Here is a 13,924-nt window from a genome sequence, read left to right as displayed (position 1 = left end):
GACAGAAGCCGATACAACGCTCACAACTCCAGCCACATGATCCGCAACCCGACCCGCCCCTCGACCGGATGTTGAAACGCCCCCGGTGCGATCCCCAGCGTCACGAACCCCAAACTCTCGTACAACCGCACCGCATGAACATTGGTCTCCACCACCGCATTGAACTGAATCGCCGCGAACGACATCCGCCGTGCCCAAGCGATCAAGTCCACCACCAACGCCCGCCCGACGCCGTGGCCTCGGGCGTCCCTGGACACCATCAAGCTTCCCGAAGCGACGTGGCTGCCCGGGCCCGGCCGGTTGGCGTACATGTTCGCCGTGCCCAGCACCCGATCCCCGTCGACCGCGACCACGACCCGCGCCGGGGCTGCGACCAGCCACTGCTGACGGGCTTCGGATTCGCTCATCGCCGGGTCGTAGGGGAACGTCTGCTGCTCGGTCACCACGTCCCGGATGATCGGCCAGATCCCCGGCCAATCGTCGGCACCAGCGTCCCGGATCGTCAACGGCATCTGCCTACCGTCCTGACCAGCCCCGGCGAACGCAACCTATTTACAGCACAAAGGAATCCGACCAAGGCTGGCTCGACCGGCCTGACAGAGCGTCCAGCAGGGTCACCGCCTGCTTGTCGGTCAGCGAAGCCACGAAGTCCACGACCGCGCGTCCCCGGGCCAGTCCGCGCACCGCGTCCGCGCCCTCGATTCGTTCGCCAGTCGCGCCCACCAGTAGTTCCGGCGCGACCCGGGCGAGGTCCGAGTACTCGCCGTGTGCCAGTTCCATCAGGTCGTGCAGCCGGCGCGGCAAGCGGGAAGCCTCGTCGCGGTCCAGGAGCCACGCGTCCAGCGCGTCGACCAGCGTCGTGACCAGACTTGCCTGGCCGCGCTGGTGCAGGGCGAGATCGGGGCGCAGCAACACAAACCGCCGGTGGACGAACTTCAGGACCTGCACCTCGTGCCACTGCGCGGGACGCAGCGAGACGTGCCCGGACCGGGTCGGGGGCGACGACAGGACGAACACCCCGTCCACCAGCCGCGCCATCCAGTTCGCCGAGAAGGCGGCCGTCGCTTGCTCGGCTTCGGTCGAGCCGTCGAAGCCGTCCGCGAGGAGGCCGTCGACCAGTTCTCGCTGGACTCGGGCGACGGCCGCGGCGAAGGCGTCGTCGTCCACGATCCAGCTGTCCTTCAGGTGCATGCGGCGGCGCATCCGCTCCAGGGAACGGCCTGGCCGGCGGATCTCCGCGGTCAGCCGGGCATCGTCCAAAGAGGCCAGCTCGACCGCGTGCGCCAGCCACTCCCCCAGTTCGGCGGCGACCGGGGCGTGCTGCAGGACGCCGATGCGGTGGAAATCCTGCAGATCGTGGATCGCGTACGCGATGTCGTCGGCAGTGTCCATAACGGACGCTTCGACCGTCTGCTGCCACGGCTCGATCCGGCCGGCGAACGGGGCGCGCGACTGCTCGAAGTCGTCCAATTCCGTGACGTACGCGGAAAACTTGCTCGCGCCGGTGCCGGGAGCGTCGTCCGGCTCGGCCGCGCCACGGGGCGGCAGCGGCATCGCGGTCGGATGCGGCTGCGGGTAATGCAGCCGCGCCCACGGGTACTTCAGGACCGCGGCGCGGACCGCGGTCGTCAGGTCCAGGCCGATGGCGGACGGGCCGCGCACGTCGGTCGTCGTGACGATGCGGAACGACTGCGCGTTGCCCTCGAAACCGTCGGCCAGGCCGAACCGGTGCCGGGCGATCCGGTCCAGGATCTGCTCGCCGAGATGCCCGAACGGCGGGTGCCCGAGGTCGTGCGCCAGCGCGGCGGCCTCGCACGCGTCCGGGTCGCAGCCGCCGAGTTTCGCCGCGAGTTCGGCCGACTCGCTCGATCCGGTGATCCGCTCCGCGATCCCGCGCGCGACCTGCGCGACCTTCAGACTGTGGGTCAGCCGGTTGTGCAGCAGCCCGGCACCGCCGGCGCTGACCACCTGGGTGACCCCGCCGAGCCGCGCGAAGAACGGCGACGCGGTGATCCGGTCGCGGTCGACGCGGAACGGGCTGGTCGCCAGATCGGTGAACCCGCCGGTCCCGTCCTGCGGGTCCCGCCGCGCTGCCCTCGGATCGGTCTCGTCCATGTGTCCCACCGTATCCGGCCGTCCGGCAGGATTGCGGGATGACCGACGTGCTGGTGGCGGGCGGCGGCCCGGCCGGACGGGCGCTGGCGGCCGCGTGCGCCCGGCGAGGACTGGAAACGGCCGTGCTCGACCCGGATCCGCACCGAAAGTGGCCGAACACTTACGGACTGTGGGCAGACGAAGTACCGGAGCTGCCGGATAAAGCGATCGCCGCGGCTCCGGCAACGACGCTCGCGTTCGGGACCCGCGAGCACCGCGTCGACCGGGCTTACCGGGTGCTCGACAACGCCGGGCTGCGCGAGTGGCTCACCGAACCGAAGGTCGAGGTCATCACGGGCAAGGTGACCGGCGCGGAACACGGTCCGCACGGTTCGACGGTCCTGCTCGCCGACGGTCGACGGCTCGCAGCCGCCGTGTTCGTCGACGCGTCCGGTGCGCCCAAGCTCCGGGCTCCGCGCGCCGAGCAGACCGCGTATGGGCTCGTGCTGCCCGCGGACCAGGCCGAGCGACTGGCCCCGCCCGACACCGCTGTCTTCATGGACTGGCGCGACGGCACCGACAGCTTCCGCTATCTCCTGCCCCTCGGCGACGGCTCCGTGCTGGTCGAGGAGACCTCGCTGGCCCGCAAACCCGGGCTCCCGGTGTCCGAACTGGCCCAGCGGCTGCACGCGCGGCTCAAAGCAGCGGGAATCCGTCCGGCGGGCCGGGTCGAACAGGTGCGGATCGTGCTCGACGTCCCGCTGCCGAAGCGCGGCCAGGCGGTGCCGTTCGGGGTCGCGGGCGCGCTCGTGCACCCGGCGACCGGTTTCAGCCTCGCGACCGCACTGCAGCTCGCGCCTCGCGTCGCGGAAGCTCTGGCGGACGCGTTCGACGCAGGTCCGGCGGCCGCGGCCGGCGCTGCCCGGAAGGCATTGTGGCCGCCGGAAGCCCGTGCTGTGCATGCCTTGCGCCGCCACGGACTCCGTGCATTGTGCGGAATGTCACCCGCTCAGTCGGCGCAATTCTTCGACCTGTTCTTCGAGCTCCCGATCCCGGCACAGCGCGCGTTCACCTCGGGCCGCACCGACCTGCCCGGCACCGCCTCGACCATGGCAAACCTGTTCCGCGCCGCCCCGGCCCGGCTGCGCCGGCGGCTGCTCGGCTGAGTCCGTGCCGGGATTTTGCCTTGCCCGATCGAGCGAACGGGAAAAGCATTTTGTTACTCCGATCCGGTGGCCGAAGTGCCGCGCCGGTGAACATCAGCTGACAACGGTTTCGCGGCCCCCTTCGGCGGTGCGAGTATCGCGTCCGTGACGACGCTGCGTGCGGTCCGATTCGCCTTCCAGCCGATGTACAGCTTGCACACCGGCGGAGTCGTCGCGTACGAAGCGCTGGCCCGGCCGGGCCGGGGCACGGCGCACGAACTGCTCGCCGAGGCCCGCCGCGCGGGCAAGCTCACCGAGGTCGACCTCGGGCTGGCCGCCGCCGCGGTGCGCCAGGAGGCCGAGCGGCCCAGCGCGCTCCCGCTGCACCTCAACGTCTCCGCCCGCACGCTCGCGTCGCCGCTGGAGGCGTTCGACGAGCTGATCGCCGAACTCGGCGCGGCCGGACGGCGCACCCGCGACGTCGTGCTGGAGGTCGGACCGCCGTTCACGCACCTGCCCACTGGCCGTCTGCTCGACGGCATGCGCGCGCTCACCGAACAGGGCTTCCGGCTCGCGCTCGACGGCCTCGGCCGCGGCGACCTGCCGCTGGCGCTGCTCGCGCAGTCGCCGGTGGACCTGGTGAAACTCGACCGCAGCGTGCTGCGCGGCCTGCCCGGCGACCCGGCGTCGACAGCGGTGGTCGAGGCGCTGCTGCACTTCACGACGCGCACGAACATCCGGCTGGTCGCGACCGGCATCGAAACCGAGTCGCAGCTCGACGCCGCACAGAGCCTCGGCGTCCGGATCGCGCAGGGCAACCTGCTCGCGCCGCCCGCCGCGCACCGGTCCGCGCCCGCCTCCGGCGCGGTCATCCCGGAGGACCGGCGCACGCCCGCGCCGCCGCAGGCCCCGCGCGTCGGCGACTTCCTCCGCCCGGCGACGACCCTGCCGGTCGACGCGACCTGCGACGACGTCCGCGAGGTGCTCGCCGCCGCGGACGCGCCGAGCGGCGTGGTCGGCGTCGACGCGGACAACCGTCCACAGTGGTCAGTCGACCGGACGCGGTTCCTCGTCACCATCACCGGTCCGTACGGACACGCCTTGCACGCGAAGCGGCCCGCCGCCCGGCTGGCGGACAAACCGCACCTGATCGAGGCGGGCGCGAGCGCGCTGGAATTCCTCGAACTGGTCACCGACGCCGACTGGGGCCGCACCGGCGACGACGTCGTGGTGGTCGACGCGTCCGGGCACTGCCTCGGCGTGGTGCTGGTGACCGAGGTCGTGCGCGGGGTCGCCGAGGCGAAGGTCGAGGAGGCGGTCACGCTCAGCCCGCTCACCCGGCTGCCGGGCAGCGAAGCGGCGGCCCGCGACGTCGAACGCCGGATCGCGAGCGGCGAGCAGTTCGTGGCGGCGTGGCTGGACGTCGACGCCTTCAAATCGGTCAACGACAACGCCGGTTTCGCCGCGGGCGACGACCTGATCCGCGCCCTGGGCGAAACGCTCACCGACCTCGCCCGGCGGCTGCCGCGGATGCGTGTGAGCCACGTGGGTGGCGACGACTTCCTGATCGTGTGCGACGTGGACGAGATCGGCACGGTCGCCGCGGCTTTGCTGGACACGCACTGGTCCGCCGAGGGCATACCGGTCACGGTTTCCCTGGCGACGCTCGTGTGCGGCAGCGGCGCCATTCCGTCCTATCGGGACGCTTCCCGGCTCCTCGCACCGCTGAAGAAACGCGCCAAAGCGGTTCCGGGTTCGAGCTGGGTCCTCAGCCGCCCCGGCAGCGACCGCGTCGAAGTCCTGCGCGGCATCGGCCGGGACGTCGCGATCAGCCGGTCGGCCTGACGAATCCCGACTCGTAGGCCCGGATCACCGCCTGCGTCCGGTCCCGCGCGCCCAGTTTCGACAGCACATTCCCGACGTGCGTTTTCACCGTCTGCAGCCCCAGATACAGCTCCGCCGCGATCTCCCCATTGGACAGTCCCGCCGCCATCAGCCGCAGCACGTCGCGTTCCCGTTCGGTCAGGAAGTCCAGCGGGGCGGCGGCACCCGGCGCGCGGCGAGCCGCCATGCCCCGGATCGCGGCCGGGAACAACAGCGAATCCCCTGCCAGCACCGTGCGGATCCCGGCGACGATCTCCTCCGGGCGCGCGCGTTTCAGCAGGAATCCGCTCGCCCCGGCGAGCAGCGCGTCGTACACGTAGTCGTCGTTTTCGAAGGTGGTCACCACGATCACCTTCGGCGGATCCTCCACAGTGGACAGCAGATGCTCGGTCGCGCGGATCCCGTCCACCGCGGGCATCCGCACGTCCATCAGCACGACGTCCGGCCGCAGCTGCCCGACGAGACCCGGCACCTCCGCGCCGTCGGACGCCTCGCCGACCACGGTCAGGTCCGGTTCGCTGTCCACGATCGCGCGCAGCCCGGCCCGGATCAGCCGTTCGTCGTCCACCAGCAGCACCCGCACGCTCACCGGTTCCCCCACGGCACCGTCACCACGACCTCCCAGTTATCGCCGACCGGTCCCGCGGACAGCTTGCCACCCACCAGTTCCGCCCGCTCCGCCATGCCCCGGAGACCGCGTCCGCCGCGGGCGCGCGACGGCCGGGCCGAGCCGAGCGGATTCGCGACCGCCGCCCGCAGCTGCCCGTCCGCGACCGCCAGTGCGACGGTGACCGGCACCTTGCCCGCGTACCGCACCGCGTTGGTGAGGCATTCCTGCAGGATCCGGTACACCTCACGGGAAACCACCGCCGGCACCGCGGCGATGTCGCCGTGCACCTCGTAGCGGCACTCCGTCCCGGACTGCTGCGTCACGGTGATCAGCGCGGGCAGATTGGCGAGACCCGCGTGCGGTGTCCGGTCGCGTGCTTCGTCGCGGAGCAGGCCGAGCACGTGGTCGAGGTCGTCGAGCGCGGTGCGGGCGGATTCCTCGATCGCGGTGAGCGCTTCCTCGGTGAAGCCCGGGTCGGTGTGCAACGTCCGCCGCGCGGCCCCCGCTTGCAGCGTGACCACCGAAAGCGCGTGACCGACGGAATCGTGGAGTTCGCGCGCGAGCCGGGTGCGCTCGGCGAGCTGGTCGGTGCGGCGTTCGAGCTGCGCGATGCGTTCGGCGGCGGACCAGCCGAGCAACCGGGCGGCCACGCGGCGCAGCACTCCGCCGAGGGCCCACACGACGTAGATCAGCACGACGAAAGCCGCCACGAACGCCGCGGGCAGCCACGCCGAAGCCCAGCCGCGCGGAACCGTCAGGTGGAAATCTGGCGTGTCGACAAGCCGACCGGTGAACACCGCGTTGATCGCGAAGCCGAACCCGGCAGGCACCGCGAGCGTCGCGAGACCGGTGCACAGACCGGTCACGACGTGCAGCACGAACATCGTCGCGCACCGCAGCCGTCCGCGTCCCGGCGCGGGCTGGGCGAGCAGTTCCCGCACCGCCGCCGCCTCCAGCACGCGCACCGCGGGCAGGAACGCGGTCGCGGCCAGCACCACGAGCATCACGACGAACCCGGCGAGGCTCGCCCACCCCATCGTCGTGGCGAACGGCACCAGCGCGGGCATCGCGACCATGGCGAGCAGCAGGTACGGCACGCTGAGCGCGGCACCGAGGATCAAGTACACCCACCGGCGATAGGTGACCCCGCTGACCAGCGGACGGAAGAAACGCACCCGCCAATCCTGACAGGCGGCGCCGGCGGACGCCTCCCTCCAGGGCGGGACCCGGCGGCCGATTTTCTGGCACCGTGGACCGCATGCCTCCTGAAGAGAGCACCGTCGTCAACGACTACGACCTGCTGGCCGACACCTACACCCGATGGTCGGACACCGAAATCCAGAACGCCTACTACGAGCGGCCCGCCGTGCTGGCGCTGGCCGGGGACGTGACCGGGCGGAGGATTCTCGACGCGGGCTGCGGCGCCGGGCCGCTGACCGTCGCCCTGCGCGATCGCGGCGCGGAAGTCTCCGGTTTCGACCTCAGCAGCGGCATGCTCGACATCGCCCGCGAGCGGCTAGGACCGGACGTGGACCTGCGCGTCGCCGACGTGGCCGAGCCGCTCCCCTACGCGGACAACGCGTTCGACGACGTCGTCGCCTCACTGGTGCTGCACTACCTCGAAGACTGGGGCCCGACGCTCGGCGAGTTCCACCGCATCCTCAAGCCCGGCGGACGGCTGATAGTGGTGGTCGACCATCCCTTTGCCATTCACCTGCTGCAGCGGCAAGCCGGACAGCAGACCGACTACTCGGCCACCTACGAGTGGACCGAGACCTGGGAAATCGACGGCCGCACCATGCCGATGAGCTTCTGGAACCGACCGGTGCACGCGATGACCGACGCATTCACGGCGGCCGGGTTCCGGATTGCGGTGCTCAGCGAGCCGAAACCGGTTCCGGAGGCGGAAAAGCTGTTCCCGGAGGACTACCGGATGCTGTGCGTCAGTCCGAGTTGCCTGTTCTTCGTGCTGCACTCGGAGTAGGGGCATCGTGAGTGCTGGTGCCGGTTCTAACCGGCACCAGCACTCACGAGGTCCGGCGAGGACTTCCCGGCGCGGGCCCGGGTGCGCTGGGGTGTCGTGAGTGTTTATGCCGGTTAGAACCGGCATAAACACTCACGAGTCCTCAGTAGACAGTCGTCGTGACCCGCGTGCCCGCGGCCCGGACCCCGTTGGCCCACAACTGCTGCACCTTCGCCGACTCCTGCGCGTCCGGCTTCGCGTTGGTGCACGACGTGCCCGGCCCGTGCCCCGACATCAGCTCCGTGCACGGCCCTTCGTAGTGGTCCGGCAGCCCGAGGTTGTGCCCGAGTTCGTGCGCGGCGATGCGGGTCGGGTCGTAGCCCTCCGCGACCTGGCTCGTGTCCAGGTAGACGTCGCCGTTGCCGTGTCCGTCGGTCTGCGTGTACGAGCCGCCGCTGTGCACCTCGTGGATGGTGATCGTCGCCTTGCCCTCGTCCTTGACCAGTTGCACGTCGGTGACCGCGGCGTTCCAGTTCGCCGCGCCCTGGTCGATCTGCGCGAGGTAGTCCGGCGCGCCTGCCGAGCTGTAGTAGACGGTGGTCGCCGCGGCGGCGGACGCGGCGGGTGCGGTCGCCAGGCCGAAGCCGAGCGGCACGGCGGCGACCGTGGCCAGTGCGGCGATCCGCCGGAACCCTCGTGCGTGCATCGTGTCCTCCGTACTCATCGGGGAAAGCAAGCAACCCTTTGTCCGCTCGATGACGTTAGAAGTTCACCACCGGGGCCGACTACGTCCGAAAGTAGGGCGCTCCCCCGCGAGAGGGAGGCCCGTCCCGCCCCGGCTGGATCCGCACGCGCCGCCGTGCTGGTGTGCTCTTCGGCATGCAAACGCTGCTGCTCGGCCTGGTGGCCTACGTCGTCGTGCTGTGGCCGCTCGTCGCCGCGGCCCGCAAAGTGCTCGGAGTGCGCGTCGGTCTCGTCCGGGCGCTCGGCGCCGCGCTGGCCGGCTGGCTCGTCGCGGGCACCGCCGTCCGGCTGTTCCCGATCGCCGTGCTGACCAACGCCGGGGTCGCGATCGGACTGCTGATCCCGTTGGCGGGCAGCGCGCTCGCGGTGACCCTGCTGGTCCTGTTCGTCGCCGAACTCGCGGTCCCGTCCGGCGGACCGGGCCTGTTCGCCCGGATGCGCTCGCTGCGATCCCGCGCGTCCCGCGCCCGTCGTTACTCGCGGATCATGCGCATCGCGATCCGCCACGGCCTCGGCTCGTTCCTCACCGGCCGGCGCACCGCGGGACCCGACGGCTCGGCGAAACTCGCGCGATCGCTGCGGCTTGCATTGGAAGAAGCCGGCGTGACGTTCGTGAAGCTCGGCCAACTGCTCTCGACCCGCGCCGATCTCCTGCCGCCGGTCTACATCCGCGAACTCAGCAAGCTGCACGATCAAGTTCCGCCCGCGCCCGAAGACGAGGTGCGCGCTTTGCTGCGGGAGGAAATCGACCTCACCGCCTTCGCCCACATCGACGACAAACCCCTTGCCGCAGCGTCGATCGCGCAGGTTTACGGCGCCCGGCTGCGGTCCGGTGCCGAGGTGGTCGTGAAGGTGCAGCGGCCCGGGATCCGCGAGCAAGTGGAACGCGACATCGACATCGTCCGCCGCCTCGCCGCCGTACTGTACGAACGCGCCGGCTGGGCACGTTCGCTCGGTGTCCGGGAACTGGCCGACGGTTTCGCCGAATCCCTTGAGGACGAACTCGATTTCCGCACCGAAGCCGCGAACATCGACGCCATCGCCGCACATCCGGTCCCCGGCGTCACGCTTCCGACTGTCCACAAAGCACTGTCCACGGAGCGCGTTCTGGTGATGCGCCGGCTGGACGGCAAACCGCTCGCGACAGGTTCCGCGCACTCCCGCGAAGAACTCGCCCGCACCTTCCTGCGCGGCCTGCTCGACCAGGTGCTGCTCGGCGGGGTCTTCCACGCAGATCCGCACCCTGGCAACGTTTTGCTGCTCGAAGACGGCACCCTCGGCCTGCTCGACTTCGGCTCCGTCGGCCGCCTAGACACCGGCCTGCGCGCCGGCCTGCAAGCCCTGCTGCCCGCCATCGACCGCGGCGACCCAGCCGGCGTCCGCGACGGCTTGCTGGAAATCGTCAACCGCCCGGACGATCTCGACGAACAACGCCTGGAACGCGCCCTCGGCGCCCTGCTGGCCCGACACTTCGGCCCCGGCCGGAGCCCCTGTCTCGACCTGTTCACCGGCCTGTTCCGCGTCGTAGCCGACTTCCGCCTCGCCGTCCCGCCGCCGATCGCCGCGGTGTTCCGCGCTTTGGCGACGATGGAAGGCACCCTCGCGACGCTAGCCCCGGACTTCGACCTGGTCGCCGAATCGCGCGCATTCGCCACCGAACGCATCGGCCTGCGCCCGGACACCTTGCGCCGCACCGTCACCGACGAATTCACCGCCTTGCTGCCAGTGCTGCGCCGCCTCCCCCGCCGCGTCGACCGAATCGGCGCGGCGCTGGAGGAAGGAAGACTGTCGGTGAACATGCGCCTGTTCTCCGACGAACGCGACCGCGACCTGGTGACCGGCCTGGTGCACGAGGTACTGCTGGCCCTGGTCGGCATCGCGACCGGGCTCATGGCCGTACTGCTGCTGTCCAGCTCGAGCGGCCCGCAGTTGGTGCCCGGGCTGACGCTCAACCACGTGTTCGGCTACAACCTGCTGATGATCAGCGCACTGGCGGGGCTACGACTGCTTTTCGTCGTCTTCCGACGCTCCGGACGACGACCCCGAACCCGCTGACCCCGGCCGAACCCGCCTCGGCGAAGTACGTGAGGGCCACCCTGAGGAACTCTGATTCCGTCAGGGTTCCCCTCACGACCGCACTCCGGTAGCGCCCCAATGCGGCATTGGGTGCGTCAGACGCACCGAACGCCACATTGGGTGCGTCCCACGCACCCAATGCCACATTGGGGCGCTATCCCACCCACCAACCGCAGCCGGTGCACCCAACGAGCGAGGCACCCAGCCCCTCCCCCGCACCCCGATACGAAGCTCTCCTGCGGTTCGGGGGTGCTTGTCAAGGCATCTTTCCCGCCTTGACAAGCACCCACCGACCGTCAGCACAATCAAGCTTCGGGGTGCCCCACGCAACCAACGGGCGCAATGTCGCCGCCAGGCGACGAGCCGCCCGAAACCACGACGCCCTCACCACCACAGCAAGTCACGCCAAGCATCCCCCGACCCAGCAAGGTGAAATACCCCTGCGCAACGGCATACGCGCCAGCCCCGCCGAAAACCGGCGAAGCACGCAGAAAACCAGCGGCGGTGCCAGAAACCCATCGATCACCGAGCGAGGATCAACCGGACCCGCGAATCCGTCACGCGGCCCAGAACCGCGCAAACGACCAACGCCCCTCTATCCACAACGGACCCACACAACCACCCACCCCCGTATAGGCCGTTATACAACCCCTACTCCCGAAGGATCGAATTAAGCGGCCGCCCAACATCCCCATAAGCAGGCATCAACCCAGGACTAACCGTGAACGCGACCGTCCCGGCCAGCGCCACCACCACCGTCAGCCCGCCCAGCAGCGCGCCTTTGCGGGCCAGGTCGCCGCCGTAGCGCAGTCCTCCCCCGAGCCGCCCCAGCACCACCGCCAGCACCCCGGCCAGCAGCGCCAGGAACCACAACGCACCGAGCACCAAGACGAACACCTCGGCCACGAGCGGATACACCCCGGCGGTCAGCATCCGGGGCCGGACCAGCAGCCACGCCAGCCAGGTGAGCACCGCGAGCGAGAAACTCACCGCGGCCACGGACACCGCTCCCACGGCCAGGCCGCGGCTGGGTCTTTCCTCGGAAGAACGCACGGATTCGGAGTCGGGTTCGGTCATTGACCAGTAATAGCACCCGTCCCCGACAGAATCCGGCGTTCCGCCCGGCAGCGCCCGAACGCACCAGCCCGGATACGCCGAAAGCCGCCCCCGGCGAACCGGGAGCGGCCTTCTCGAAGCACAACGTCAGACAGTGAAACCGAGCGCCCGCAGCTGCTCGCGGCCGTCGTCGGTGATCTTCTCCGGGCCCCACGGCGGCATCCAGACCCAGTTGATCCGGAAGTCGTTCACGAGACCGCCGGACGTCAGCGCGGCCGACGTCTGGTCCTCGATCACGTCGGTGAGCGGGCACGCCGCGGACGTGAGCGTCATGTCGATCGTCGCGGTGTTGTCGGTCTCGACCCGGATGTCGTAGACCAGGCCGAGGTCCACGACGTTGATGCCGAGTTCCGGGTCGACGACGTCGCGCATCGCTTCCTCGACGTCCTCGATCTTGGCGATGTCGGCGGGGACGGCGGCGGACTGCTCGGGCAGGTCCGCGGCGGTGCGCCCCTCGCGCGGGTCGGTGGCCGTCTCTTCGCTCATGCCTTCTCAGCTCCTGTGGTGGTGCTGGACACCGCGTCCTTGAACGCCATCCAGCCGAGCAGGGCGCACTTCACGCGCGCCGGGTACTTCGCGACGCCAGCGAACGCGACGCCGTCCTCCAGTACGTCCTCGTCCGGTTCGACCTTGCCCTTGCCCTGCATCAGTTCCACGAACGCGTCCATGGTCGTGAACGCCTCGTCGACCGTGTGCCCGACGACCAGGTCGGTGAGCACCGACGCGGACGCCTGGCTGATCGAGCAGCCCTGCCCGTCGTAGGACACGTCCTCGACCTTGCCGTCGCTGACCTTCACCCGCAAGGTGATCTCGTCGCCGCAGGTCGGGTTGACCTGGAACGACTCCGCGTCGAACGGATCGCGCAGGCCGCGCCCGTGCGGGTTCTTGTAGTGGTCCAGGATGATCTCCTGGTACATGCTCTCCAGGTTCACTTCTCGGCCCCGTCCTGGGCCACCCCGAAGAACTTCTGCGCCTCGCGGATCCCGGCGACCAGAGCGTCCACTTCGGACAGCGTGTTGTACAGGTAGAAGCTCGCCCGCACGGTGGCGGGCACCGAGCACGCCCGGTGCAGCGGCCACGCGCAGTGGTGCCCCACCCGCACCGCGATGCCGAGGCTGTCGAGCACCTGGCCGGCGTCGTGCGGGTGCACGCCGTCGATCACGAACGCGACGGTGGCGCCGCGGTCTTCCAGGTCGGTCGGCCCGACGATGCGCACGCCCGGGATCGCGCTGATGCCCGCGATCGCGGCCGCGGCCAGCTCGTGCTCGTGCGCCGCGACGCGGTCCATCCCGATGGCGGACAGGTAGTCCACCGCCGCGCCGAGGCCGATCGCCTGCGACGTCATCGGCACCCCGGCCTCGAACCGCTGCGGCGGCGCGGCGAACGTGGTGCGCTCCATCGTGACGAGCTCGATCATCGAACCGCCGGTCAGGAACGGCGGCATCGCGGACAGCAGTTCGGTCCGGCCGTACAGCACGCCGATCCCGGACGGGGCCAGCATCTTGTGCCCGGAGAACACCGCGAAGTCGACGTCCAGCGCGTGGAAATCGACCGGGAAGTGCGGCACGGACTGGCAGGCGTCGAGGACGGTCAGCGCGCCGACCTCTTTCGCCTTGGCCACCAGCTTGGCCACCGGGTTGACCGTGCCGAGCACGTTGGACTGGTGCGCGAACGCGACCACCTTGGTGCGCGGCGTGATCACACTGTCCATGTCGGACAGATCGAGCCGGCCCTCGGCGGTGACCTTGAACCACTTCAGCGTCGCCCCGGTGCGCTGGCACAACTGCTGCCACGGCACGAGGTTCGCGTGGTGCTCCATCTCGGTGATGACGATTTCGTCGCCCTCGCCGATCCGGAAACGCTCCGCTTCCGGTCCGGCGGTGGCGGCGTTGCTCATCGCGTACGCCACGAGGTTGATGCCCTCGGTCGCGTTCTTGGCGAACACCAGCTCTTCCGGGTCCGCGCCGACGAATTCCGCGGTCTTGGCACGCGCGGATTCGTAGGCGTCGGTGGCCTCTTCGGACAGCTGGTGGGCGCCGCGGTGCACGGCCGAGTTCGACGTGAACACGTACCGCCGTTCCGCGTCGAGCACCTGCACCGGCCGTTGCGAGGTCGCTCCGGAGTCCAGGTACACCAAGGGTTTCCCGTCGCGCACGGTGCGCGTCAGGATCGGGAAGTCGGCACGCAGTGCCGCCACGTCAAGGGGAACAGAGTTGGTCGGGCTGTTCGAAGCCGTGGTGGTCATCGAGCCAACTCCTCTCTCTCGGTGTCGTCGGGAACGGGGCGCGGGGA

General features: G+C 70.2%; 13 protein-coding genes. 4 read left to right on the top strand and 9 right to left on the bottom strand.

Annotated features, from left to right (window positions below; all coding sequences use genetic code 11):
* Positions 1-20 precede the first annotated feature (20 nt).
* Positions 21-512 carry a GNAT family N-acetyltransferase gene (locus WA670_RS18630; protein ID WP_336158357.1) on the bottom strand — a complete coding sequence of 164 codons (492 nt, stop codon included), beginning with the start codon at positions 510-512 and terminating at the stop codon, positions 21-23.
* A gap of 40 nt (positions 513-552) precedes the next feature.
* Entirely contained in the window at positions 553-2,115 is a 1,563-nt protein-coding gene (locus WA670_RS18625) for a deoxyguanosinetriphosphate triphosphohydrolase family protein (protein ID WP_037814706.1), read from the bottom strand.
* Positions 2,116-2,153: 38 nt separating this feature from the next.
* On the opposite strand from WA670_RS18625, the gene WA670_RS18620 reads away from it, so the two are divergent.
* Positions 2,154-3,260 carry a lycopene cyclase family protein gene (locus WA670_RS18620; RefSeq protein WP_336158356.1) on the top strand — a complete coding sequence of 369 codons (1,107 nt, stop codon included), beginning with the start codon at positions 2,154-2,156 and terminating at the stop codon, positions 3,258-3,260.
* Positions 3,261-3,404: 144 nt separating this feature from the next.
* The gene (locus WA670_RS18615; RefSeq protein WP_336158355.1) at positions 3,405-5,084 is read left to right on the top strand and encodes a GGDEF domain-containing protein; all 1,680 of its coding nucleotides are present in this window, start codon (positions 3,405-3,407) and stop codon (positions 5,082-5,084) included.
* Here the strand turns inward: WA670_RS18615 and WA670_RS18610 are convergent.
* Both WA670_RS18610 and WA670_RS18605 read right to left on the bottom strand, forming a co-directional pair.
* Positions 5,068-5,712, bottom strand: coding sequence for a response regulator transcription factor (locus WA670_RS18610; protein ID WP_336158456.1), 645 nt, complete (start codon positions 5,710-5,712; stop codon positions 5,068-5,070). The genes WA670_RS18615 and WA670_RS18610 overlap by 17 nt on opposite strands.
* Positions 5,709-6,908: a sensor histidine kinase gene (locus tag WA670_RS18605; RefSeq protein ID WP_037814698.1), complete on the bottom strand. Its 1,200-nt coding sequence runs from the start codon at positions 6,906-6,908 to the stop codon at positions 5,709-5,711. The genes WA670_RS18610 and WA670_RS18605 overlap by 4 nt, the downstream gene beginning before the upstream one ends.
* Positions 6,909-6,991: 83 nt before the next feature.
* Between WA670_RS18605 and WA670_RS18600 the strand changes: the two genes are divergently transcribed.
* Positions 6,992-7,717, top strand: a complete 726-nt coding sequence (locus tag WA670_RS18600) for a class I SAM-dependent methyltransferase (protein WP_336158354.1) — start codon at positions 6,992-6,994, stop codon at positions 7,715-7,717.
* Between the two features lie 142 nt (positions 7,718-7,859).
* Here the strand turns inward: WA670_RS18600 and WA670_RS18595 are convergent, their stop codons facing one another.
* Entirely contained in the window at positions 7,860-8,402 is a 543-nt protein-coding gene (locus tag WA670_RS18595; RefSeq protein WP_134669685.1) for a snapalysin family zinc-dependent metalloprotease, read from the bottom strand.
* 173 nt (positions 8,403-8,575) lie between these two features.
* Between WA670_RS18595 and WA670_RS18590 the strand changes: the two genes are divergently transcribed.
* Complete coding sequence (locus WA670_RS18590; RefSeq protein ID WP_336158353.1) at positions 8,576-10,495, top strand: ABC1 kinase family protein; 1,920 nt, start codon at positions 8,576-8,578, stop codon at positions 10,493-10,495.
* Between the two features lie 672 nt (positions 10,496-11,167).
* On the opposite strand, the gene WA670_RS18585 is transcribed toward WA670_RS18590, so the two are convergent.
* The 4 genes from WA670_RS18585 to WA670_RS18570 form a co-directional block, all read right to left on the bottom strand.
* On the bottom strand, positions 11,168-11,593 hold the full coding sequence (locus WA670_RS18585) for a hypothetical protein (RefSeq protein ID WP_037814686.1): 426 nt from the start codon (positions 11,591-11,593) through the stop codon (positions 11,168-11,170).
* A gap of 126 nt (positions 11,594-11,719) precedes the next feature.
* A complete protein-coding gene (locus tag WA670_RS18580; protein WP_037814682.1) occupies positions 11,720-12,118 on the bottom strand; it encodes a metal-sulfur cluster assembly factor in 399 nt (132 codons plus the stop codon).
* Entirely contained in the window at positions 12,115-12,564 is a 450-nt protein-coding gene (gene sufU, locus WA670_RS18575) for a Fe-S cluster assembly sulfur transfer protein SufU (RefSeq protein ID WP_037814681.1), read from the bottom strand. Before sufU ends, WA670_RS18580 begins: the two co-directional genes overlap by 4 nt.
* A complete protein-coding gene (locus WA670_RS18570; protein WP_037814680.1) occupies positions 12,561-13,877 on the bottom strand; it encodes a cysteine desulfurase in 1,317 nt (438 codons plus the stop codon). Before WA670_RS18570 ends, sufU begins: the two co-directional genes overlap by 4 nt.
* Positions 13,878-13,924: the final 47 nt, after the last annotated feature.

The organism is Amycolatopsis sp. VC5-11 (assembly GCF_037034185.1).
GTDB classification, from domain to species: domain Bacteria; phylum Actinomycetota; class Actinomycetes; order Mycobacteriales; family Pseudonocardiaceae; genus Amycolatopsis; species Amycolatopsis nivea.
This window is presented reverse-complemented; position numbering and strand designations above follow the sequence as displayed.

Bases quoted from the DNA above. Each gene is read 5' to 3' on its own strand.
- WA670_RS18595 (WP_134669685.1), bottom strand. From the start codon at position 8,402: ATGCACGCACGAGGGTTCCGGCGGATCGCCGCACTGGCCACGGTCGCC.
- WA670_RS18620 (WP_336158356.1), top strand. From the start codon at position 2,154: ATGACCGACGTGCTGGTGGCGGGCGGCGGCCCGGCCGGACGGGCGCTG.
- WA670_RS18585 (WP_037814686.1), bottom strand. From the start codon at position 11,593: ATGACCGAACCCGACTCCGAATCCGTGCGTTCTTCCGAGGAAAGACCC.
- WA670_RS18625 (WP_037814706.1), bottom strand. From the start codon at position 2,115: ATGGACGAGACCGATCCGAGGGCAGCGCGGCGGGACCCGCAGGACGGG.
- WA670_RS18630 (WP_336158357.1), bottom strand. From the start codon at position 512: ATGCCGTTGACGATCCGGGACGCTGGTGCCGACGATTGGCCGGGGATC.
- WA670_RS18600 (WP_336158354.1), top strand. From the start codon at position 6,992: ATGCCTCCTGAAGAGAGCACCGTCGTCAACGACTACGACCTGCTGGCC.
- WA670_RS18580 (WP_037814682.1), bottom strand. From the start codon at position 12,118: ATGAGCGAAGAGACGGCCACCGACCCGCGCGAGGGGCGCACCGCCGCG.
- WA670_RS18570 (WP_037814680.1), bottom strand. From the start codon at position 13,877: ATGACCACCACGGCTTCGAACAGCCCGACCAACTCTGTTCCCCTTGAC.
- WA670_RS18590 (WP_336158353.1), top strand. From the start codon at position 8,576: ATGCAAACGCTGCTGCTCGGCCTGGTGGCCTACGTCGTCGTGCTGTGG.